This window comes from Parviterribacter kavangonensis, from assembly GCF_056863335.1.
This window is the reverse complement of record NZ_JBXPJA010000001.1, coordinates 1732903-1754652: the sequence shown is the minus strand read 5'-3', so window position 1 is coordinate 1754652 and position 21750 is coordinate 1732903. Positions and strand designations below refer to the sequence as shown.

16 protein-coding genes and 1 pseudogene are annotated in these 21750 nt (G+C 73.6%); 7 read left to right on the top strand and 10 right to left on the bottom strand.

Going from position 1 to position 21750, the window contains the following annotated elements:
• The first annotated feature begins 2 nt into the window (after positions 1-2).
• Positions 3-2195 carry a GGDEF domain-containing protein gene (locus AC1UE4_RS08970; RefSeq protein WP_482916878.1) on the top strand — a complete coding sequence of 731 codons (2193 nt, stop codon included), beginning with the start codon at positions 3-5 and terminating at the stop codon, positions 2193-2195.
• On the opposite strand, the gene AC1UE4_RS08965 is transcribed toward AC1UE4_RS08970, so the two are convergent.
• Positions 2192-2857: a TetR/AcrR family transcriptional regulator gene (locus tag AC1UE4_RS08965; RefSeq protein ID WP_482916877.1), complete on the bottom strand. Its 666-nt coding sequence runs from the start codon at positions 2855-2857 to the stop codon at positions 2192-2194. The genes AC1UE4_RS08970 and AC1UE4_RS08965 overlap by 4 nt on opposite strands.
• 95 nt (positions 2858-2952) lie before the next feature.
• Between AC1UE4_RS08965 and AC1UE4_RS08960 the strand changes: the two genes are divergently transcribed.
• The 3 genes from AC1UE4_RS08960 to AC1UE4_RS08950 all read left to right on the top strand — a co-directional run bounded on the left by AC1UE4_RS08960 (position 2953) and on the right by AC1UE4_RS08950 (position 6507).
• Positions 2953-4500: a flavin-containing monooxygenase gene (locus AC1UE4_RS08960; protein WP_482916876.1), complete on the top strand. Its 1548-nt coding sequence runs from the start codon at positions 2953-2955 to the stop codon at positions 4498-4500.
• A gap of 64 nt (positions 4501-4564) precedes the next feature.
• Positions 4565-5662 (top strand): hypothetical protein, encoded by a 1098-nt coding sequence (locus AC1UE4_RS08955; protein ID WP_482916875.1) that lies wholly within the window; start codon positions 4565-4567, stop codon positions 5660-5662.
• Between the two features lie 17 nt (positions 5663-5679).
• Entirely contained in the window at positions 5680-6507 is an 828-nt protein-coding gene (locus AC1UE4_RS08950; RefSeq protein WP_482916874.1) for a GNAT family N-acetyltransferase, read from the top strand.
• Position 6508: 1 nt separating this feature from the next.
• On the opposite strand, the gene AC1UE4_RS08945 is transcribed toward AC1UE4_RS08950, so the two are convergent.
• The 3 genes from AC1UE4_RS08945 to AC1UE4_RS08935 all read right to left on the bottom strand — a co-directional run bounded on the left by AC1UE4_RS08945 (position 6509) and on the right by AC1UE4_RS08935 (position 10247).
• Positions 6509-6895, bottom strand: coding sequence for a DUF4186 domain-containing protein (locus AC1UE4_RS08945; RefSeq protein WP_482916873.1), 387 nt, complete (start codon positions 6893-6895; stop codon positions 6509-6511).
• A gap of 33 nt (positions 6896-6928) precedes the next feature.
• Positions 6929-7285, bottom strand: coding sequence for a hypothetical protein (locus AC1UE4_RS08940; RefSeq protein WP_482916872.1), 357 nt, complete (start codon positions 7283-7285; stop codon positions 6929-6931).
• A 97-nt stretch (positions 7286-7382) separates the two neighbouring features.
• On the bottom strand, positions 7383-10247 hold the full coding sequence (locus AC1UE4_RS08935) for a M14 family zinc carboxypeptidase (RefSeq protein ID WP_482916871.1): 2865 nt from the start codon (positions 10245-10247) through the stop codon (positions 7383-7385).
• A gap of 127 nt (positions 10248-10374) precedes the next feature.
• Here AC1UE4_RS08935 and AC1UE4_RS08930 point away from each other — a divergent pair, with 127 nt between their 5' ends.
• Positions 10375-11880 (top strand): flavin-containing monooxygenase, encoded by a 1506-nt coding sequence (locus AC1UE4_RS08930; RefSeq protein ID WP_482916870.1) that lies wholly within the window; start codon positions 10375-10377, stop codon positions 11878-11880.
• Between the two features lie 218 nt (positions 11881-12098).
• A pseudogene (locus tag AC1UE4_RS08925) lies at positions 12099-14510 on the top strand (FkbM family methyltransferase); the annotation flags it as partial.
• Positions 14511-14713: 203 nt separating this feature from the next.
• Here the strand turns inward: AC1UE4_RS08925 and AC1UE4_RS08920 are convergent.
• The 4 genes from AC1UE4_RS08920 to AC1UE4_RS08905 are packed head-to-tail and all read right to left on the bottom strand — an operon-like array spanning position 14714 to position 18892.
• Positions 14714-16042 (bottom strand): glycosyltransferase, encoded by a 1329-nt coding sequence (locus AC1UE4_RS08920; protein WP_482916869.1) that lies wholly within the window; start codon positions 16040-16042, stop codon positions 14714-14716.
• The gene (locus AC1UE4_RS08915; RefSeq protein WP_482916868.1) at positions 16039-16779 is read right to left on the bottom strand and encodes an ABC transporter ATP-binding protein; all 741 of its coding nucleotides are present in this window, start codon (positions 16777-16779) and stop codon (positions 16039-16041) included. Before AC1UE4_RS08915 ends, AC1UE4_RS08920 begins: the two co-directional genes overlap by 4 nt.
• Positions 16776-17654, bottom strand: coding sequence for an ABC transporter permease (locus AC1UE4_RS08910; RefSeq protein WP_482916867.1), 879 nt, complete (start codon positions 17652-17654; stop codon positions 16776-16778). The genes AC1UE4_RS08915 and AC1UE4_RS08910 overlap by 4 nt, the downstream gene beginning before the upstream one ends.
• Positions 17651-18892 (bottom strand): glycosyltransferase family 4 protein, encoded by a 1242-nt coding sequence (locus tag AC1UE4_RS08905; protein ID WP_482916866.1) that lies wholly within the window; start codon positions 18890-18892, stop codon positions 17651-17653. The genes AC1UE4_RS08910 and AC1UE4_RS08905 overlap by 4 nt, the downstream gene beginning before the upstream one ends.
• Positions 18893-18984: 92 nt before the next feature.
• Between AC1UE4_RS08905 and AC1UE4_RS08900 the strand changes: the two genes are divergently transcribed.
• A complete protein-coding gene (locus AC1UE4_RS08900) occupies positions 18985-19947 on the top strand; it encodes a zinc-dependent alcohol dehydrogenase family protein (protein WP_482916865.1) in 963 nt (320 codons plus the stop codon).
• Here AC1UE4_RS08900 and AC1UE4_RS08895 read toward each other — a convergent pair.
• Together AC1UE4_RS08895 and AC1UE4_RS08890 are read right to left on the bottom strand one after the other, a co-directional pair.
• Positions 19937-20737, bottom strand: coding sequence for an ABC transporter permease (locus tag AC1UE4_RS08895; protein ID WP_482916864.1), 801 nt, complete (start codon positions 20735-20737; stop codon positions 19937-19939). The genes AC1UE4_RS08900 and AC1UE4_RS08895 overlap by 11 nt on opposite strands.
• Positions 20734-21738, bottom strand: a complete 1005-nt coding sequence (locus AC1UE4_RS08890) for an ATP-binding cassette domain-containing protein (RefSeq protein WP_482916863.1) — start codon at positions 21736-21738, stop codon at positions 20734-20736. Before AC1UE4_RS08890 ends, AC1UE4_RS08895 begins: the two co-directional genes overlap by 4 nt.
• Between the last annotated feature and the right edge of the window lie 12 nt (positions 21739-21750).

Genomic DNA, 21750 nt, shown 5'->3' with positions numbered 1-21750 from the left:
GCATGCACGGAGCGGGTCTCCTGTGCCGCGACGACGCCGAACGCGCCCGCGTGGTCGACGTCAGCCGGCAGCTGCAGCCGCGATCGAGCGGCGCGATCGCGCTGCTGTTCGTCGCTGCGCTGCTCGGCGTTCCCTCGTTCGGCTGGTGGCCGCCGGTCACGCTCGCCGCCAGCGCCGCGCTCTTCCGCGGCCTCCAGGCGCGCCTCGACCGCTTCCGCCGGCCGGAGCTGGCGCTGTTGGCCTCGTGGATCGTCGCCCAGGCCGCCGTCGCCCTCGTGATCCTCGTCGCCTCCGGCCCGCGCCAGTACCTGCTGCCGCTCTTCGCGTTCCCGATGATGCTCGCGAGCGTCGTCTGGCCGACGCGGACGGTCGTCGCCGGCGCGCTGCTGAGCTCGGTCCTGCTCGTCGTCGTCGCGGTCGTCGCTGTGGGGGACATGGTGACCTCGACGCCGCCGCTGCTGGCTCATCAGGTCGCGCTGCTGCTGAGCACCGCGATCGTCGGCTCGATCGTGCGCGACGTCGAGCGGGCCTCGCGCCGCGCGGCCATCGTCGACCAGCTCACGGGCGCGCTGAACCGCGCGGCGCTGCGGACGCGGGCGCTCGAGCTGGAGCAGAGCGCCGCTCACGGCCTCGCCCGCACGGGCGTCCTGGTGCTCGACGTCGACCGCTTCAAGGCCATCAACGACAGACACGGCCATGCCATGGGCGACGCCGTGCTGTGCGGCGTGGCCGACCGGCTGCGCGCCGAGCTGCCCGCGTTCGCCGGTGTCTACCGCTACGGCGGCGAGGAGTTCGTCGTCCTGCTGCCCGACTCGGAGCCCGCTGCGGTGCTCGCCGTCGCCGAGCGGTTGCGCATGGCCGTCGCCGACCGCCCGATCGCCGGGGTCGACGTGACCGTGTCCGTCGGCGGGGCGACCACGCGGCCCGGGGAGAGCTTCGACTTCGCGACGCTGTTCGGCCGCGCCGACGCCGCCCTCTACGAGGCCAAGCGCGACGGGCGCGACCGCGTCCGCCTCGACGACGAGGGCGACGCGGTCACCGTGCTGCGCGCCAACCGCGTCGAGCGCCGTCGTGCGCCCGAGCCGGCCCGCGCCGGTGCCGCGCCCGAGCGCCACGCGGCGCTGCGCGACCAGGCGGCGAGCTGGCTGGTCGACGCCAACGAGCGCCGCCACCTCGTCGAGCTGGCCGGCCGCCTGCGCGAGGCCAACCCCGTCCCGTATGCGCTCGCGTTCGCCGCGACGCTGTTCCTCGGCCCGTGGTTCGGCTGGTGGCCGATCGTCCCCGTGGTGGTCGGCTCGTTGCTGTATCGCCGCCTCGGCGCGAACCTCGGGCGCCGCCGCCGTCCCGAGTACTGGCTCGGCGGCGCGTGGCTGCTCGCGCAGGCGGGCAACGCGCTCGCGTTCCTGGTCGCCGACGTGCCCGAAGGCGTGACCGGCATGGCGTGGGCGCTGCCGATGCTGACGCTCATGATGGTCGGCTCGAGCGCGGTCTTCCCGGGCCGGGCGACGGTGCTGGGCGTCGCGTACACGGCGGCGCTCATGGCCTTCGTCATCGTGATGACCGAGCCGGCGACGATCACCGGCCACCCGAGCGACCTCGTCTTCGTCTTCGCGCTGCTCGCCTGCTTCGCGGTGATCGGCTCGGCCGTCGGGCGCTCCGCCGTCGACCACCGCGGTGCGGCGATCGTCGACCCGCTGACCGGCCTGCTCAACCGGCGAGCGCTCGAGGCGCGGTCGGTGGAGCTCGCCCACCAGTCGGCGCTGACCGGCGCCGGCGTGGCCGTCGTCGTCGGCGACCTGGATCACTTCAAGGCGGTCAACGACCGCCTCGGCCATGCGGCCGGGGACGCCGTGCTGCGCGGCGTGGCCGACCGGATGCGCAGCCAGCTGCGGGCGTTCGAGGACCTCTACCGCTTCGGCGGCGAGGAGCTCGTCGTCGTGCTCGCCGGCGTCGACGCGGCGACCGCCGCCGAGGTCGCCGAGCGGCTGCGCCGGATCGTCGGCGGGCGGCCCATCGGCGGGGTGGAGGTCACGCTGTCGCTCGGCGTCGCCGCGACCGCCCCGGGCGAGCCGTTCGACTTCGACGCCGTCCGCGCCCGCGCCGACCTCGCGCTGTACGAGGCGAAGGCCGCGGGCCGCGACCGGGTGCGCGTCGCCGGCGCCGCCGCGCCGCCGGTGGCGCAGGCCGCCGCCTAGCTCGCGACGTCCGCGGGCCCGGCGCCGTAGATCGTCGCCAGCCAGATCCCGACGAGCACGTCGACGACGCGGTCCTCTTCCAGCGCCGGGGGATGGTGCGCGAGCGCGGTGTGGAAGACCCGGTCGTTCATGTGCAGAAGGGCGATCGCGAGGTCGCGGGCGGGGAGGCCGTCGGGTGCCGCGCCGCGGGCGCGCTCGGCCTCGATCGCCCGCTGCGTCTCGGACACCCAGCCCTCCATCACCTGCGACCAGACCTCGCGGACCTCGGCGCTCGACGCGCCGGCGTCGACGCCGGCGAGGGTCACCGCGCGGTGCTCGCGGAAGACGTCGTAGAAGGCGGCGAGGCTCTCCCGGATCGCCTCGCGCGGATCGGCCGCCAGCTGCGCCATCACGTCGCCGCGGCGGGCCTGCGCGTCGGCGAGCATCCGCTCGAACAGCGACAGCAGCACCGCCTCCTTGGAGGCGAAGTAGAAGTAGAACGTCGGCCGCGAGATCCCCGCGCCGCGGGCGATGTCGTCGATCGAGATGCGGTGCAGGGACCGCTCGCCGAGCAGGCGCTCGAACGTCTCGAGGATCGCCCGCTCGCGCTCGTCGCCGCTCATCCGCGCCTGTCGGCGGGACCGGGTGGCGCGCGCTGCTTCCTGCTTGGCCGGAGGGGTCATGCGGGTACCGAGTCTACTCGATGTCGACGTTCTCGACACAGTGTTGATACGATCGACGCATCGTCGACCACGACCCGAACGCGGATGTGCCTGACATGACCTCCACGCTTCCCCTCGACAACGGCCGCGGAACCGACGCTCCGCCGGCGCACGTCGACGTGCTAATCGTCGGCGCCGGCATCTCCGGCATCGGCAGCGCGTTCCACCTGCAGGACAAGTGCCCCGACCGCTCGTACGCGATCCTCGAGATGCGCGAGTCGCTCGGCGGGACGTGGGATCTGTTCCGCTATCCGGGCATCCGGTCCGACTCCGACATGCACACGCTCGGGTTCCGGTTCCGGCCGTGGACCGACGCGAAGTCGATCGCCGACGGGCCGTCGATCCTGCGCTACGTCCGGGACACCGCGCGCGAGTACGGGATCGATCGCAAGATCCACTACGGGCTCAAGGTCGTCGCGGCGTCGTTCTCCAGTGCCGATGCGCTGTGGACCGTCACGGCCGAGCGAGTCGGGACGGGGGAGCGCGTGACGGTCACGTGCCAGTTCCTCATGTCGTGCGCCGGCTACTACCGCTACGACGAAGGCTTCACGCCGCACTTCGAGGGGACCGAGCGGTTCCGCGGGCAGATCATCCATCCGCAGCACTGGCCGGAGGACCTCGACTACACGGGCAAGCGCGTCGTGGTGATCGGCAGCGGCGCGACGGCGGTGACGCTCGTCCCGGCGATGACCGACAAGGCCGCGCACGTGACGATGCTGCAGCGCACGCCGACCTACATCCTCGCGGTGCCGGGCGAAGATCCGCTGCAGACCGCGCTCGCCAAGGTCCTGCCGAAGAAGGCGACCTACGGGATCGTGCGCTGGAAGAACGTCGCGCTGCAGGCGGCGCTCTACCGCGCGAGCCGCCGCTGGCCGCACCGCGTCCGGTCGCTGATCCGCAAGCTGACGATCAAGCAGCTGCCGCGCGAGATCGACGTCGACAAGCACTTCCGCCCGCCGTACGACCCCTGGGACCAGCGCCTCTGCGTCGTCCCGCAGGGCGACCTCTTCGCGGCGCTGAAGCGCGGCGACGCGTCGATCGCCACGGATCACATCGAGACGTTCACGGAGAACGGGATCAAGCTGCGCTCGGGCGAGGAGCTCGAGGCCGACATCGTCGTCACCGCGACCGGCCTGAACCTCGAGGTCTTCGGCGGCGTCGAGATGGAGATCGACGGCCGGTCGATCGCGCTGTCCGAGACCATGGCCTACAAGGGCATGATGCTCTCCGACGTCCCGAACTTCGCGTTCGCGATCGGCTACACGAACGCGTCGTGGACGCTGAAGGTCGACCTCACGGCCGAGTACGTCTGCCGCCTGCTCAACCACATGCGCAAGACCGGCCGCCCGGTCTGCGTGCCGCACAACGACGACCCGACGGTCAAGGAGCAGCCGCTCCTCGACTTCCAGGCCGGCTACGTCCTGCGGGCGCTCGACAAGTTCCCGAAGCAGGGCTCCAAGGCCCCGTGGAACCTCCGCATGAACTACCCGATGGACCTCCTGTCCCTGCGGTTCGGCTCGATCACGGACGCCGGCATGCAGTTCCGCCCCGCCGCCGCGGTCGGCGGCTCGACGCCGTCGGACCCGGAGGCCGTCGCCGCATAACGCCTCTGGCGACGCACCTCGCGTTGGTGGATACTCGCGCGGACCGCGAGAGGGAGGACGCGAGATGCGGACGGCCGGACTGCTGACGGTGATCGGTGTGACAGGGAGCGTCGCTCTGTGGGCGGCGCCCGCGGCGCACGGCGCGACGACGTTCGGGCCGCCGATCGACGGAGCCACGCCGAGCTTCGGGACACCCGCGAACGCCACGACGACGGGCACGAAGCTGGCCGGCGGCGCGAGCGCCTCCGCACCGGTCTCGGGCGTCCTGACGCGGCTGCGTCTCCGCCGAGGTCCGGGGGGCGCCGATCCCGGCGTCTTCGCGTATCGCATCATGAGCGGCACGAGCCCGAACCTCACCGCGCGGCCGGCCACGCCGTCGGGCGCGAACGACGTGTTCCTGACGTTCAAGCCGAGCTCGCCGCTCGGGACCGAGACGTACTTCCCGACCGACACGAGCGGGCACGCGGTCGGGATCCCGATCGTCGCCGGCGAGTTCCTCGCCATCTGGACGCAGAAGGACGCAGCCGGCGGCGCGGCGCCCGCCTTCACGACGGGCGGGACCAGCGCCGAGTACACGCGCGTGGCGGGCGACGTCCTCGGCACCCAGCAGGCCACGAGCCCGTTCGGCGGGTTCCTCCTGCTGCTCGAGGGCACCATCGAGCCCGACGCCGACGGCGACCGCTACGGCGACGAGACGCAGGACGGCTGCCCGACCGACGCCGCCTCGCACGCACCGTGCCCGGTGGAGCCCGCTCCCCCGGTTGTGGTGACGAAGGAGGTCACCGTCACCAAGGAGGTGCCGACGCCCGTCGTCGTCCCCGGTCCCACCCTCGGCAGCATCCGCCAGTCGGCCGATCGCCGGAGCGTGACGGCGTCCGTGGTCTGCCCGGCCGGGCGATCCGTCCCGTGCAGCGGCACGGTCGCGCTGCAGACGGCGTCGGCAGTGCGCTTCGGCGGCGGCCGCTTCCGGCTCATCTTCGGCAGCGGCGGGTTCTCCACGGCCAGCGGGTCGACCACCACCGTCCGCATCCGGCTGTCGGGTGCGGCGCGGACACTGCTCGCGAAGCAGGGGAAGCTGCGCACGCGCGTCCTGCTGCAGCCGGCCGACACCGCCGTCACGACGAAGTCGATCACGCTTCGCGCCCCGAAGAAGAAGGCGTAGTCCACGCCGCCGGTCCGATGCTGCGCCCCGTCACGCCCGCCGACCGCGACGACGTCATCGCGCTGGTGCTCGCCGAGGACGCCGCCTGGTCCGGCGCGTCGGAGGTGTCGACCGACGAGGTCGGCGAGCTGATCGACTCCTATCCGCCGGGCGTGGTCTTCGAGGACGGGGGCCGCATCACGGGCTACGCCGCGATCGAGGGCGGTGGCGAGATGCTCGCCATCGACCCCGCGGCTGCGATGCCCGCGCTGGAGGCGCTCGTGGGCTGGCTCGTCGACCGGGGAATCCGCGAGGTCTCCGCCTACGCGAACGACGAGCAGCGGATCGCATGGCTGGAGGAGCACGGGTTCGCCCACGTCCGCTCCGCCTTCGACCTCGAGCGCGGCATCGAGCCCGCGCTCGCCGCGGCGGCCTGGCCGCCGGGGATCGAGATCGCGCCGTACCGGCCGGGCGAGGACGACGACGCCGTCTACGCGCTCGTCTACGTCGACGCCGCCTGGTCGGAGGTCCCCGGCCACCACGATCGGCCGCTAGAGGCGTGGAGCGCGACGTTCGCGCGCGAGTACCGCGGCTGGGTCGCACGCCACGACGCCCGCCCGGTCGGCTGGATCGCCGGCCGCGTGTTCAGCGACGGCCGCGGCTGGATCGAGCAGCTCGCCGTCGCCCGCTCCCATCGCGGCCAGGGCCTCGGCCGCGCGCTCCTCCTGCACGCCCTCGCCGACCTCCGGGAGCAGGGAGCCACCGGGTTCGCCCTCGGCGTCGAGGCCGCCAACGACAGCGCGCTCGGCCTCTACCGCGCCGCCGGCTTCCGCGTCGAACGCGAGTTCCGCGTCTTCGCCCGCTGACTCAGCGAGGCGCGCGACGGCCGGATGCAGCGAGATCCCGCTCGATCCAGCGGCAGATCACGTCCGCCGCATACGCGCGCTCGTCGTCGGTCATCTCGCGGCCCTTCTCGATGCCGTGCCAGCGCTCCAGGCACGAGCGGCAACACGTCGCCGTCGCGTGCTGCGCGACGAACACCGGATGGCCGCGGTACGGCGTCTGCTTGCCGTCCTTGTACGGGTCCGCCGGCGCAAGCCGCTTCACCAGCAGCTCGTCCGCGTGCCGGCGAACGATCTCCATGCCCCGCAGTTCCACCGTCGCGGCGTCGCGCCCGCGCAGATGGAACTTCGCCCGGAACGGCTGCTGCGAGAGAGCGTCGAGCTTCGCGTCGATCGAGGCGAGGTCGGCCATGCCGGACCGACTCTACGAACGCCGCCTCGACGGTCAGCGAGGGCTCGGCGTCGTGACGACGCCGAGGAGGAGCAGCGCCGCAGCCGGCATGAGCCAAACGCCGGCCGAGAGCAGCATCACGTACGCCTGGAGGATCACGACTGCGACGGCGACGACGGCGATCCGGGTGCCGAACCGGCTCCCTGTCGTGCAGCGGGCGCGCAGGCCGGCCCAGACGACCAGCGACAGGGAGACGGGGACGACGCCGACCCACACGACCCACGTGCCGTTGTACTCGACGACGGTCTCGCCGCCCGAGTAGGCCGGCAGGAACGTGAGCGCGGCGAGGAAGCCGGCGGCGGCGAGCACGCCGCCCGAGGTGAACGCCACGGCTGTCTTACCGCTCAGCATCGTTCCCGGATCATAGGCGCACCCGGACCGCCGCGAGGGCCGCGTCCCCCCTCGGAACGCGGCCCTCATGAGCGGCTGGGGTGTGAGCTGGTGACCGCTACTTGCGCAGCGTGAGCTTCCGCGCGCCGGCGAGCTTCCTCTTGCCGGCGGTGGCAGTGGCGACCGCGGAGATCGACAGGCGCTTGCGGGCGGCGAGCTTGCGCATCGCCTTCTTGCCCACCTTCACCCGGACGACCTTCGACTTGCCCGCCGCGGCGCGGAACGGGGAGCGGGCGAAGGTGCGGGCCTTCGAGCCGCCGACCTTGCCGACCAACCGCACGACGCCGTTGCGGCACGGGGCCTTCGCGGCCTTCGGGCACGTCACGAGCAGCGCGACGCGGCCCTTGCGGAGCTTCTTCGACGCGAGCCGCAGGCCGAGGCGCAGCTTCCGCTTCGGCGCCGTGCTCGCGACGATCGTCTTCGGCAGCGTGCTGCCGTTCGCGAACGTCGACGGAGCCTGGCCGCAGCCGAGGGAGAGATCCACGGTCTGGCCGCGGTCGATGATGAGCTGGCGGCTCTCGAGGACCGTGCCGTCCGGGTTCTCGCAGGTCAGCTCGTAGGCCTCCTTGCCGGTGCCCGGATCGACCGTGCGGGTCGTGACCACGCGGGTGACGGTGATCTTGTACGCGCCCGTCGCGGCCGCGTAGTAGGCCACGCGCACGACGTACGTGCCCGGAGCGGGCTCCTGGATCAGGACCTCCTCGCTCTCGCCGGGGATGTTCCCCGACGTGCCGACCGACTTCAGCGACCCGTCGGCCTCCTTGCGGAAGACCTCGATGTCGTAGTCCTCGGGCAGCGTCGGCGTCAGCGTCACGCGGAGCTTGTCGGCGACGGTGCCCTCGGGGACGGTGAACTCCTGGTCGACCTCGCTCGTGGGGTCGGACGGCGCGCCCTCCATCTCGGCGAGCGGCGTCGGATCGTCCTTCGTCTCCTCCTTCGTCGCGCCGCCGTTGACGAACGGCCGCGTCGACTGCCCGACGTGCCACTCGAACGACCCGCTCGACGGTACGACCGTCGTGGTGTCGATCGTGTCCTTGAGCGTCTGCGGATCCGACGTCTGCGGGCAGATGCCGCCCTCGGGCAGCGCCGCGACATTCAGGACCGGCTCGATGCCCTTCGAGCAGTACGGGCTCGTCTTCGTCTCGAACGACTTCTTCAGCCGCAGCACCTTGCCGGCCGGAGCGGAGCCGCGGACGACCGCGTGGTCGGCCGGGTTCGCCGCGGCCTCGGCCGCGATCAGCAGCGCCTCGCGCAGGCCGCCGCGGCCCTTCGCGTGGTCGTTGTCGCCGGTCCACTCCTTCACGACGCCGGTCTCGTAGGCCTCGTGGAAGTTGCCGTTCGGCGGGCCCATCTCGATCGTGTAGCCGTACCCGCCGGTCGCCGCGTAGGTGTCGTCCTCCGTCGTCCCGGCGGTGTCGTAGAGCTGCCAGGAGAACTGCGACGTGTAGCCGGCGACGTCGCCCATCTTGTCGCCGATCTCCTTCATGCGGGCCTCGTCCGGCGCGAGGCCGCCGTCGTGCAGCCCGGGGGGACGCAGGACGAGCGCCGCGACCGTGTGCAGCGTCATGAGCGTGGTGACGTGGTGCGTGCGGGCGAAGTTCCACACGGCCTGCGTCTCGGGCTCGGACCGCGGGCCGGGGCCGTGGTAGCTCTGCGACGAGACGTCGGGGCTCGAGCCGGGGCCGCCCCACGCGTTGCCGTAGTTGCGGTTGTTGTCGACGCCCCACGTGAGCTCGCACGGCGTCTCGGCGGGGAAGATCTCGCCGTCGCAGTTCTTGCGCCGGTAGGCGTTGAAGCCGCCGAAGCCGCCGATGATCTCCACGGTGGAGAGCAGGCCCTCGGGGTCGACGCCGGTCTGGTCGACCGGGTCGAACGCCTGCTTCGTGGCGATCGTGCCGTCGATATTGACGATCGGCACGACGACGACGCGCTCGGTCGCGAGCAGCCGCGCGATCCGCGGGTCGTCGGCCTGCGTGGCCATCATCGCCGCGAACTCCATCGCCGCCTCGCCCGACGGCCACTCGCGGGCGTGGTGCTCGCCCATGAGGAAGTAGACGGGCCGGCCGTCGTTGGCGTTGACGTCCTTCGCGATCTCGACGCCGGTGATCTCGCGGCCCTGGAAGGTCTTGCCGATCACGACGGGCCGCACGCGATCCGGGTGCTCGTCGACGAGCTTCTTGAGGTCCGCCTGGAAGTCCTCGTAGGACCGGTACTCGGTCCGGCCCGAGGGAAGCGGGGAGCCGAGCTTGCCGACGCGCTTCGTGTAGGCGGCATCGGCGGCGCGCGACTTCGCGAAGCTCTTGCGCAGGTCGGCGATGCGGACGTCGAACGGCAGGCCGGTCTCGCGCAGCTCGGCGAGCTGGTCGGAGCCGAGGATCACGACGTCGGCCCAGCCGGGGCGCTGGTTGTGGGTGACGTCGAACCCGCGCTCCTCGAGCGCCTGGATCTGCTTGCCGTCGCCATGGACGCGGACGAGCATCGGCGCGCCGGCGGGAGCGGACGGCGGCTTGACGTCGGCGAGCGTGAAGCTGACGCGCGCGGTGCGGCCGGCGCCCTTGCGGCGGCAGCCGTCGGCGACGAGCTTCTGCCCTGCGGTCACCCAGGTCTGGACGAGCTCGGTGCCGCCGAAGCCCTGGCTGGCGCCGAGGCTGCGGCGCGACGCGGCGTCGCGGACGCGCAGATCCCAATCGCCGGTGCCGCGCAGGCGGACGGTGACGAAGCCGGACATGGGCGCCTTGTAGGTGGCGGAGTCCAGGCCGCGGCCGGTGGCCGGCGCGGTCGCGCAGATGGTCTTCGTCCGGTCCGCGGCATCCAGGCCGCGAGCGACGGCGGGCAGGAGCGGCACGTTCGCCGCATGGGCCGCCGGCGCGATCGCGAGGCTCGTCGCAAGAGCGGCGAGCACGAGGGGCGAGCGTCGGTGCATGCGGTCGACAACGCACCGGATCGCGGCAACTTGCGCTGACGTTGACCGCGAGTCGTTCAAGACTCTGTGAGGGATCGCACTTGACGGAGTGTCGACTCGGCCGCCGAGACCCCGTACGGTTGTCCCCGTGAGCGCGCCCAAGCACCTCGACGTCCTGATCGTCGGTGCCGGACTCTCCGGCGTCGGCGCCGCCTGCCACCTGCAGCGCGCCCTGCCGGGCAAGAGCTACGCGATCCTCGAGGCGCGCGACGCCATGGGCGGGACCTGGGACCTCTTCCGGTACCCCGGCATCCGCTCGGACTCCGACATGTACACGCTGGGCTTCTCGTTCAAGCCGTGGGCATCGGACCAGGCGATCGCCGACGGCCCGTCGATCCTCGAGTACATCCACGAGACCGCCGCGGAGTTCGGGGTCGAGGAGCACATCCGCTACGGCCACAAGGTCACCGGCGCGTCGTGGTCGTCGGCCGACCAGCGCTGGACGGTCACGGTCGACCACGCCGGCGAGACGCGGACGCTGACGTGCTCGTTCCTGCTCAGCTGCACCGGTTACTACCGCTACGACGAAGGCTTCGCGCCGCAGTTCCCCGGCGCCGAGCGGTTCGGCGGCACGGTCATCCATCCGCAGCACTGGCCCGAGGACCTCGACTACGAGGGCAAGCGCGTCGTGGTGATCGGCAGCGGCGCGACGGCGGTGACGCTCGTCCCCGCGATGGCCGAGAAGGCCGCGCACGTGACGATGCTGCAGCGCACGCCGAGCTACATCGTCGCCCTGCCCGGCGTCGACCCGATCGCGGCCGCCCTGCGCCGCCGGCTGCCGGACCGCGTCGTCCACCCGATCGTCCGCTGGAAGAACGTGCTCTTCACGATGGGCATCTTCCAGGCGAGCCGCCGCTGGCCGGACCGGATGGCGCGGATGATCCGCCGCGAGGCCGGGCGCCACCTGCCCGAGAGCTTCGACGTCGACAAGCACTTCACACCGCCGTACGACCCGTGGGACCAGCGCATGTGCCTGGTGCCCGACGCCGACCTGTTCGAGGCGGTCTCGAGCGGCGGCGCGTCGATCGTCACGGACCACATCGAGACGTTCACCGAGACCGGCATCCGCCTCCGCTCCGGGGAGGAGCTCGAGGCCGACGTCGTCGTCAGCGCGACCGGGCTGCAGCTGCTGGCGCTGGGCGGCATCGAGCTGGAGGTCGATGGTCACGCGGTCACGCCGGCCGAGTCGCTCATCTACAAGGGCTTCATGGTCGGCGGCGTGCCCAACTTCGCGCTGTCGGTCGGCTACACGAACGCGTCGTGGACGTTGAAGTGCGAGCTGATCTGCCAGTACGTCTGCCGCCTGCTCGCCCACATGGACGAGCGCGGCGCCGCCGTCGCGACGCCCACGCCGGGCCCCGGCGACGTCCCGACCGACGTGCTCTTCAGCCACCTGACGTCCGGCTACGTCCAGCGCGCGATCGCGAACTTCCCGCGCCAGGCGGCCCGCGCGCCGTGGCGGATCCACCAGAACTACCTGCGCGACATCAGGCTCATGCGGCACGGTCCCCTGACCGACGGCATGCGCTTCACGCCGCGCTTCGCGGCCGCCCCGCCGGCCGCCCCCGCGCCCGAGGAGCAGCTGGCCGCCTAGCCGTCTAGGGTGCGCCGGTGACCACCGTCGTACCGCAGATCGTCCGCGTCGAGCCCGACGCGCGCCAGGCCGAGGTCCTCGCCGAGTTCGACGCGCGCCGGCGCGCAGGACGCTACGCCGGGCTGCCGGCGCATCACCAGCCGTTCGCCGAGCCGTACGTCGTCCGGCACCGCCTCTGCGGCTTCACGGTCGACGTGCTGATCGCGAACGAGAACGCGATGCACTGGTACGAGGACCCGGACCGGGTCATCGCCACGGCGGTGTACTGCGGGGAGTTCGAGGTCGCGGTGGACCTCGAGCTCGCCCGGGAGGGCGACGTCGTCTTCGACGCGGGCGCGCACCACGGCGTCCTGAGCGCGTTCTACGCCCGCCTCGTCGGGCCCGCCGGCCATGTGCACGCGTTCGAGCCGTCGCTCATCGGCTCCGACCTCGTCGAGCTCAACGCGCGCCTCAACGGGCTGGAGAACGTGACGGCGCATCGCGCCGCGGTCGGCGACGTCGCGGGGAGCGGGCGCTTCAGCGAGCGCGACGCGCGCTTCGGCCTGGCGAACTTCGACGACGTGGAGGTCGAGCGGGTCACGTTCGACGACCTCGCCGCGGAGCGCCCCGACCTGCTCAAGATCGACGTCGAGGGCGCGGAGACGCGCGTGCTGGCGGGGGCGCAGCGCGTGCTCGGCACGACGCCCAACTTGATGCTCGAGCTGCACCCGCGCTGGCTGATCGAGGCGGACGGCAAGACGCCGGAGGAGGCGCTGGCGCTCGTCGACTGGACCCGGTACGACGTCTTCCAGGCCGTCGGCAAGCCGCCGTACTCGCAGGTCCCGCGGCCCGAGCTGCCCGAGCAGGGCGGCTGGATCGCGGGCCGCCGCAACGCTGCCGTGCGCCGCCGCGGGCGCGGCGACTGGCTGCAGCGCGGCCTCGCCGCCGCGCGTGGCGTGCGCCCGGCCGCCCGTCCGCCCGCGCATGAGGCCGAGACGGCGGTGCACACCGCGGAGGCCGGCGGCCTGCGCTGGGCGGTGACCGAGCTGAAGGGCGATCCCGTCGCCGAGCAGCTGCGCGAGGGCGTCCTGCCGGGCGGCGTGCTCCCCGACACCGTGCTGCGGTTCCTGCCCGAGGGCGGCGGGCGCCTGCTCGACCTGGGGGCGCACCTGGGGACGACGGCGCTGCGCGCGGCCGCCGGCGGCGCGGAGGTCATCGCCGTCGAGGCCGACGAGGCGTCCGCGACCGCGCTTCGCCGCAGCGCCGAGGCCAGCGGGCTCGGCGACCGCGTCACCGTCGTCCGCGCCGCGGCGGCCGACCGCGCGGGCAGGATCGAGTTCAGCCCGTGCGGCCCCTGGAGCCACGTCCGCAAGGTCTCCGAGGTCGACGACGTCCGGCGCTCGGAGCTGATCGAGACGGTGCGGGGCGACGCGCTCGCCGCCGGCCGCCCCGTCGACGTCGTGAAGGTCACCGTGAACGGGTTCGAGCTCGCCGCGCTCGCCGGCCTCGATGCGACGCCCGTTCTCGTCATCGAGGCCGACGCGCACGCCCTGAGCTGGTACGCCCACGACGTCGGCGAGCTGCGCAAGGCGCTGGCCGCGCGCGGGCTCGAGACGTTCTTCGTCGACTGGCGCCGCCCCGACCGGCTCGTGCCGCTCGACGGGCGCACGCCGACGACCGAGGCGGTCGCCACGATCGTCGCCGTCGCGGATCGCGAGCGGCTGGAGCGCGCGGGCCTGACGATCGAGCCGTTCGGCGACGACGAGCTGGTCGAGCGCATCCTCGCGGGCTGCCATCACGAGGCGGCGACGGAGCGCTGGCACGCGGCGCGCTCGCTCGAGCATGCGCCGGCGCCGATCCGCGAGGACGCCCGCGTCGCCGCGGCGCTGCGGCGGCTGGTCCTCGATCCCGTCGGGATGGTGCGCGACGCCGCGGACTGGTCCGACGAGACGGCGCCGGGGCAGGATGCCGGCGGCGACGAGGACGCCGGCGCGCCCGAGCGCGTCACGACGATCCGCGTCGACGGAGGCCCGACCCTCGAGATCGAGCTGCCGGCCGGGCCCGCCGACGTCGTCGTCCGCGAGCTCGAGACCCGCGACGATGAGCCCGGCTTCGCGCCGAACCGGATGGTCCGGACGCTGCTGAAGCCCGGCGACCGGTTCCTCGACCTGGGCGGCCACGTCGGGACGTTCGCGCTGGTCGCCGCCGCGCGCGGGGCGGAGGTGCTCACCGTCGACGCGCATCCGGAGCACGCGCGCCTGCTCGCGTCGTCGGCGGCACGGAACGGCCTCGGCGATCGCGTCCGCGTCGCCCATGCCGCGCTCGCCGCCGAGGAGGGAGAGCGGGAGCTCGTCTGCTCGTTCGGCTGGAGCTTCCTGAAGGGCGACGCGCCGCTCGAGCCCCAGCTGCAGCCGGCGCGGCGCGTCCGCGTGCCGGCTCGGACGGTGCGGGCGCTGCTCGCCGAAGCGGGCTGGGACCGCGCCGACCTCGTGAAGATGGACATCGAAGGCTCGGAGATGGGCGCCGTGAACGGGATGCGCGAGCTGCTGGCCGCGCCCGACGCTCCGCCGGTGGTCTTCGAGGTCAACGTGCCCGGCCTCGAGCGGCAGGGCAGTTCGGTGCAGGAGCTGCTCGCGACGTTCGAGGAGCTCGGCTACCGGCTGCTGCTGATCGACCCGGCCGAGGAGCCGCTGCTGATCCCGATCCGCCCCGACGTCTTCCTCGCCGACGCGTCCGACGACGTGCTGGCGATCAAGGGCGACGCCGAGCTGCGGGGTTGGAAGATCCGCGAGCCGCTGAGCCGCCACGACCAGGTCGACCGCGTGCTGCAGGTCGCCCGGTCGCCGTTCCGCGCCTACCGGAAGCTGCTGGCGCTGCGGCTGCGCGGGGCGCCGTCGTGGCTGCTCGATGACCCGTTGATCGCCGAGGCGCTGCGGGCGCTGCGCAACGACGTCAACGACCACGTCCGCGAGGCGGCGGGCTGGTCGGCCCCGGAGAGGGCCGCCGCGTAGAGCTCGGCGTGGCGCTCGGCGACGCGCGGCCAGCTGCAGCGCTCGCCGTGCGACCGCGCCGCTTCGGCGAGCGTGCGCGCCACCTCCGGACGGGCGTCGAGCTGGCGCACGCGGTGCGCGAGCTCACGCGGCGCGCCGGGCGCGACGAGCGCGAAGCAGCCCGCCTCCTCCTGGACCTCCACGAACGGGGGAATCCGCGAGGCGAGGATCGGGACGCCCGCGCCGAACGCCCACGTCAGCGCGCCTGAGAACGAGAAGCCGTTGACCGGCTCGTACGGCGCGAGGACCATCGACGCGGCCGCGCGCCAGTCGCGCAGCTCCTCCGGCTCGACCCAGCCCTGGATGTGCACGCGTCCGGCGATCGGCCTGCGTGCCGGCGCGGCGTCGTCGTCGAGCGCCTCGAGCACGCGCTCGAGCGTCTCGTCGCCGCCGTGCGGGTGCACGTCGCCGAGGACCGCGAGGCGGAAGCGGTCGTCGAGGTGGCGCAGCGCCTCGACGGAGGTGGTGATGCCCTTGTAGGCGGCGAGGAACCCGAACTGCGCGAGCACGACCGCCTGCGGCGGCAGCCCGAGCCGCTCCCGCGCCTCCGCGCGCTCGGCGTCGGACGGCGGGCCGCCCGCGGGCAGGTGCATCCCGTGCGGGACGACCGCGATCGACTCCGGGGGCATGCCGCTGTCGATGAACGCGCGCCGCGTCCCGCGCGTGTGCACGATCGCCCGCAGCGAGGCGTGGCGGCGGAACGTCCGCGCCATCGCCAGGCTCCAGTGCAACCGCTGGGCGGCGCCCATCGCCAGCGCGTAGCCGCTGGTCGGCGGTCCGAACGAGTCGAGCGGCTCGGTGTGCAGGGTGACGACGACCGGGCGGTCGCGCCGCCGCCGCGCGAGCCGGTCGAGGAAGTCGCGCGTGATGCCGACCGAGACAGGCAGCGCGTGCGACCCGCCGAAGATCCCGTGCTCGTGCTGGACGTGCACGACGTCGAAGTCGTCGAGGCGGTCGGCGACGTCGCGGAAGTAGGGGCGCAGCTCGCGCCGCGCGAGGTACTTGACCTCCGTGCGGTCGACCGCGACGACGTCGGCCTCGACGCCCAGCGCCAGGAGGTGCTCGCGCAGCGCGCGCGTGTACGTCGCGATGCCGCACTGCGTGTCCCAGGTGCTGACGATCCCGACCCTCATGCGCGCACCGCTCCCGCGTAGGCGTCGACGACCTCGCCGGCGGAGCCCGCCGCGGCGATCCGGCCGTGGTCGAGCCAGATCGCGCGGTCCGCGGCCTCGCGGATGTGCTCGAGCCCGTGCGAGACGAGCACGACCGCGGCGCCGCCGCGCATCAGCTCGTCGATGCGGTCCGACGAGCGCTGGCGGAACGCCTCGTCGCCGACGGCCAGCACCTCGTCGATGAGCAGCACCTCCGGGACGTCGTCGGTGGCGATCGCGAACGCGAGCCGCGCGAGCATCCCGGACGAGTACGTGCGGATCGGCGCGTCGAGGAACTCCTCGACGCCGGCCCACTCGGCGATGTGCGGCGCGCGCCGGCGCATCCACGCGGGCGAGCGGCCGAGGATCGCTCCGTGCAGGACGATGTTCTCCTGGCCGGTCAGCTCGGGATGGAAGCCGCTGCCGAGCGCGATGATCGGCACGACGGCGCCGCGCACGACGGCGCGGCCGCGGGTCGGCGGCAGGACGCGGGCGATGATCTTCAGCAGCGTCGACTTGCCGGCGCCGTTCGGTCCGACGATGCCGAGCAGCTCGCCGCGGTGCACGTCGAGGTGGACGTCGCGCAGCGCCCACAGCTCCTCGTAGGCGATCTGCCGCTTGAGCGAGAGGATCGCGAACTCCTTGACGCTCGACGACGGATGCCGCGGCAGCCGGTAGGCGAGCGAGACGTCGCGCAGCTGGATGGCCGGCTCGCTCACAGCATCGACACCGAGGTCCGCCACGACCGGCTGAAGACGTACGCGCCGGCGACGAACGCGACGACGCCGAACGCGCCGCAGACGAGCCACGACGACCACGGCGCGATCTCGCCCTCGTAGGCGACGTCGCGGAACACGAGCAGCACGTGGTGCAGCGGGTTGGCCTCGATGATCACCCGGAACCGCTCGCCCACCGCGTCGAGGGGATAGAAGGTCGGCGTCAGCCAGCCCAGCAGGAACAGGCCGACCGTCGCGAAGGCGAGGACGTCGAAGAAGCGCACGGCGGCCGAGGCGAGCACGAGCCCGAGGCCGGCGGCGGCGAGCAGCAGGCACACGATCGGGATGGGGACGAGCACGACCGTCCAGGGCACCGGCATCCCGTGCGCGACGACGAGGACGAGCAGCGGCAGGAGCCCGACGGCGAAGTTGAAGCCCGCGGCGATGGCCGCCGAGATGCTGAACACCTCGGCCGGAGCGTGGACGCGGCTGAGGATCCCGGCCGAGTCGACGAGCGAGTGCCCGACGGTCATCGTCGCCTGCTCGAAGCAGCGGAAGACGAGCACGCCCGAGTAGAGGTAGACGACGTACGGCACGCCGGGGATCGTCGACTTGAAGACCTGGCTGAGCACGAGCCACAGCACCGCGGTCGTGAGCAGCGGATCGAGCAGCGTCCACCACACGCCCAGCAGCGAGCGCTTGTAGCGCATGACGATGTCGCGGCGGACGAGGACGGAGAGGAGGCCGCGGTAGCGCCAGAGGTTGCCCACCTCGTCGACGAGCGGGCGGGCCCGGGCAGCGGAGTCGTAGACGCTGCCGGCGGGCCCCGGGGCGCGCGTGACGCCGGTGGCGGCGGTGGTGTCGAGGTCGATGCTCACGCCCGCGCTCCCACCAGGGCGGCGGTGTAGGCGCGGCGGGTCAGCTCCGCGGTGCGGTGCCAGCTGAAGCTCGCGGCGCGCTCGCGCCCCCGATGGGCGAGCTGCTCGCGGCGCGAACGGTCCTCGAGGACGGCGACGAGCGCGTCGGCGAGCGCGCCGTCGACCGCCGGATCCGCCAAGACGGCCGCGTCGCCCGCGACCTCCGGAACGCTGCCGCCGGCGAGGGCGACGACCGGCGTCCCGGACGCCATCGCCTCGAGCACGGGGAGGCCGAAGCCCTCGGCGTGCGCGGCGTGCGCGAACGCGTCGGCGCCGCGGTACAGCGAGGCGAGGTCGTCGTCGCCGACCCAGCCGAGGTCATGGACGCGCGCGCGTGTCGGCGGCGTGACGGCCTCCAGCATCCGGGCGAACCGGCGCGGCGCCGGCGCCGGCGTGCCGACGAGGACGAGGTGGTGCGGCAGCCCGGCCCGCACGACGGCGTCGAACGCCGCCAGAAGGCCCGGAAGGTTCTTCCGCGGCCCGGCCGTGCCGACACCCAAGACGTAGGGGACAGGGACGGATCGACGTCCCTCCGCCCGCGGCTCGAAGAGCCGCGAGGCGGCGAGCGCCGGCGCGAGACCGGAGGGAGGTCCCTCTTCGAAGAAGCGAGGTGCGGCGGCGAAGGGCGCGAGGTGGATGATCTCCGGGTCGATCCCGAGGCGCTCGACGACGCGCTCCGCCGTCCAGCGTGACGGGACGAGGACCGCTGCGACGCGCCGCAGCCCGGGCGTGACGCGGAGCCGGTGCTGTGCCCGCAGGGCGACCGAGCACCACTCGGGCCGCTCCCACGGGAAGGTGTCGTGGATCGTCATCACGACCGGGGGGCCGCCGGCCGGGACGGACATCGACGCGGGCAGGTGCAGCACGTCGGCTCCGCTCCGGTGGGCGGCGCTCGCCGCTCCGCGCGTCAGCCATGTCGCCTCGCGAGAGACGCCGCGGACGATGCGGTGCCGGCCGAGCCCGCTGCGCGCCGCACGGTGGGCGATCCGGACGAGGTCCACATCGCGCCGGCGCTCGAGGGCCGAGACGAGCTCGACGGCGGTCCGCGCGCCGCCCGTGCGGTTCAGCTCGAGCATCGTCAGCTCGAACGCGACGCGCAGCGGCGGGGTGGCGGAAGGGGGTTCGAGGGAGCCTTCGGGGGCGGCCGGAAGGGTCGCCGCGAGCGTCACGGAGACGCCGGTGTCGTCGAACGGCGTCATGCCGAACTGCGCCGGCGGCGCCAGGGTCCCTCCCGCATCGCGCGCACTCTACGCGACGGTTCGAACGGGACGTCGGTGGGAGACTCCGCGGCATGCGGGCGATGCTGCTCGACGGTCCGCGGCGGCCGCTGCGGCTCGCGGAGGTCCCGGATCCGGAGCCGGGGGAGGGGCAGGTGCTCCTGCGCGTGCACGCGTGCGGCGTCTGCCGGACCGACCTGCACCTGCTCGACGGCGAGCTCGACGCGCCGCGGTACCCGCTGATCCCCGGCCACCAGATCGTCGCCACGCGCGTGGACGACGGCACGCGCGTCGGCGTCCCGTGGCTCGGCTGGACGGACGGGACGTGCCGGTACTGCACGACGGCGCGCGAGAACCTCTGCGACCACGCGCGCTTCACGGGTCGCGACCTCGACGGCGGCTACGCCGAGCTGGCGGTCGCCGACGAACGGTTCTGCCTGCCGCTGCCCGGCGGCTTCGGCGACCTCGACGCCGCGCCGCTGCTGTGCGCGGGGCTCATCGGGCTGCGGACGCTGCGGCTGGCGGGCGATCCGGCGACCGTCGGCATCTACGGCTTCGGCGCCGCGGCGCACATCGTCTGCCAGGTCGCCGTCCACGAGGGCCGGCGCGTGTTCGCGTTCACGCGGCGCGGCGACGCGGCGTCGCAGGCGTTCGCGCGGTCGCTCGGCGCCGTGTGGGCGGGCCCGACGGACGAGGCGCCGCCCGAGCCGCTCGATGCGGCGCTGATCTTCGCGCCGGCCGGCGAGCTCGTCCCGCAGGCGCTGCGCGCGGTGGCGAAGGGCGGCTCGGTCGTCTGCGGCGGGATCCACATGAGCGACATCCCGTCCTTCCCGTACGCCGACCTGTGGGGCGAGCGAGTCGTGCGCTCCGTCGCCAACCTGACTCGGGCGGACGGAGAGGAGCTGCTGGAGCTCGCGCCGCGGATCCCGATCCGCACGCACGTCACGACGTACCCGCTGGAGCGCGCGGGCGACGCCCTCGAGGACCTGCGGGCAGGCCGGCTCGAGGGCGCCGCGGTGCTCGAGGTCAGTCGCTGATCGACCGCTGGAACCGGCGGATCGCCAGCGGCGCGCACACGAGGATCACGGCGAGCGACGCCAGCAGCGTGTAGGCGATCGGGTGATGCACCGGCCACGGATCCCCGGCGGCGGCCGCCGCGTGCGGGTTGCCGAAGAGGATCCGCAGCGAGTCGGCCAGCGTCGACACCGGGTTCCACTCGGCGAACGTCTCGAGCACGCCCGGCAGCGTGTTCGCCGGGACGAACGTGCTCGCGATGAACGTCACCGGGAAGATCACGGTGAACCCGACGCCCTGCACCGCCTCCGGCGTCGACAGCGCGCTGCCGAGCAGCACGCCGACCCAGATCATCGCGAAGCAGAACACCGACAGCAGCGCGTAGGCCGCGACCGCGTCGAGGAACCCGTCGCGGATCCGCCAGCCGACGATGAGGCCGCAGACCGTCATGAGCGCCATCGGCACGAACGCCTTGAGGAGGTTCGCGGCCGCCTGGCCGCCGAGGACCGCGCCCTGCGCGATCGGCAGCGAGCGGAAGCGGTCCATCGCGCCGTTCTTGCGGTCGCCGGCGATGGCCATCGCCACCGAGAACGTGCCGCTGAAGACGATCGTCTGGGCGAAGATGCCGCCGATCAGGAACTCGCGGTAGCTGCCGCCGCCGGGCGCCTCGATCGCGCCGCCGAAGACGTACGCGAACAGCAGGACGAAGATGACGGGCTGGAACGTGGCGTCGGCGAGCGCTTCGGGCTCGCGGCGCAGGTGCCAGAGGTTGCGCCGGGTCAGGACCCAGACGTCGCCGAGCGCGGCGGTCATCGCAGGGCCTCCTCGGGTTCGGCCGGCTCGGCGGCGTCGATGCCGGTGCCGGTGAGGGTCAGGAACACGTCGTCGAGCGTCGGCTGATGCAAGCCGAGGTCCTCGACCGTGATCCCGGCCTGCTCGAGCTCCGCCGCGACGGCGCCGAGCGACGCGACGCCCGCCTCCGTTGGTGCGGTGACGTGCCGGGTGCCGCGATCGACGGTCGCGGTGTGGCCGGTCGCGCGCTCGAGGATCGCCGCGACGGCGGGCAGCGCCTCGGCGTCGGCGGGCACGGCGAGCAGCTGCTCGCCGCCGACCTCGCGCTTCAGCGACCGGGCGTTGCCGCGCGCGATGACGCGGCCGTGGTCGACGACGACGATCTCGTCGGCGAGCCGGTCGGCCTCCTCGAGGTACTGCGTCGTCAGCAGCAGCGTGGTGCCGCCGTCGACGAGCGACTCGAGCACGCCCCATAGCTCGCTGCGGGCGCGCGGGTCGAGGCCGGTGGTCGGTTCGTCGAGGAAGAGCACCGCGGGGTGGGAGACGAGCGTCGCCGCGAGGTCGAGCCGCCGGCGCATGCCGCCGGAGTAGTCGCGCGCGAGGCGGTCGGCGGCGTCGGAGAGCGAGAACTGCTCCAGCAGCTCGGTCGCCCGGCGCTTGGCGGCCGCGCGGCCGAGGTGGTGCAGCTCGCCGATCATCACGAGGTTCTGGTGGCCGGTGAGCAGCTCGTCGACGGTCGCGTCCTGGGCGGTGAGGCCGATGCGGCGGCGGACCTCCTGCGGCTCGGTCGCGACGTCGTGGCCGGCCACGCGGGCGGTGCCGGCATCGGCGACCGTCAGCGTCGTGAGGACGCGGACCGCCGTCGTCTTGCCGGCGCCGTTGGGGCCGAGCAGGCCGCAGACCGACCCGGCGGGCACGGCCAGGTCGACGCCGCGCAGCGCGCGCGTCTCTCCGTAGCTCTTCTCGAGGCCGTGGGCCTCGATCGCGTAGGTGGTGGTCGGAGGGGTGGACACGCCGCTCATGGAACCACAGCG

Coding starts and splice junctions, on each gene's coding strand:
- AC1UE4_RS08970 (WP_482916878.1), top strand. CDS start 3: ATGCACGGAGCGGGTCTCCTGTGCCGCGACGACGCCGAACGCGCCCGC.
- AC1UE4_RS08965 (WP_482916877.1), bottom strand. CDS start 2,857: ATGACCCCTCCGGCCAAGCAGGAAGCAGCGCGCGCCACCCGGTCCCGC.
- AC1UE4_RS08960 (WP_482916876.1), top strand. CDS start 2,953: ATGACCTCCACGCTTCCCCTCGACAACGGCCGCGGAACCGACGCTCCG.
- AC1UE4_RS08955 (WP_482916875.1), top strand. CDS start 4,565: ATGCGGACGGCCGGACTGCTGACGGTGATCGGTGTGACAGGGAGCGTC.
- AC1UE4_RS08950 (WP_482916874.1), top strand. CDS start 5,680: ATGCTGCGCCCCGTCACGCCCGCCGACCGCGACGACGTCATCGCGCTG.
- AC1UE4_RS08945 (WP_482916873.1), bottom strand. CDS start 6,895: ATGGCCGACCTCGCCTCGATCGACGCGAAGCTCGACGCTCTCTCGCAG.
- AC1UE4_RS08940 (WP_482916872.1), bottom strand. CDS start 7,285: ATGCTGAGCGGTAAGACAGCCGTGGCGTTCACCTCGGGCGGCGTGCTC.
- AC1UE4_RS08935 (WP_482916871.1), bottom strand. CDS start 10,247: ATGCACCGACGCTCGCCCCTCGTGCTCGCCGCTCTTGCGACGAGCCTC.
- AC1UE4_RS08920 (WP_482916869.1), bottom strand. CDS start 16,042: ATGAGGGTCGGGATCGTCAGCACCTGGGACACGCAGTGCGGCATCGCG.
- AC1UE4_RS08905 (WP_482916866.1), bottom strand. CDS start 18,892: ATGACGCCGTTCGACGACACCGGCGTCTCCGTGACGCTCGCGGCGACC.
- AC1UE4_RS08900 (WP_482916865.1), top strand. CDS start 18,985: ATGCGGGCGATGCTGCTCGACGGTCCGCGGCGGCCGCTGCGGCTCGCG.
- AC1UE4_RS08895 (WP_482916864.1), bottom strand. CDS start 20,737: ATGACCGCCGCGCTCGGCGACGTCTGGGTCCTGACCCGGCGCAACCTC.
- AC1UE4_RS08890 (WP_482916863.1), bottom strand. CDS start 21,738: ATGAGCGGCGTGTCCACCCCTCCGACCACCACCTACGCGATCGAGGCC.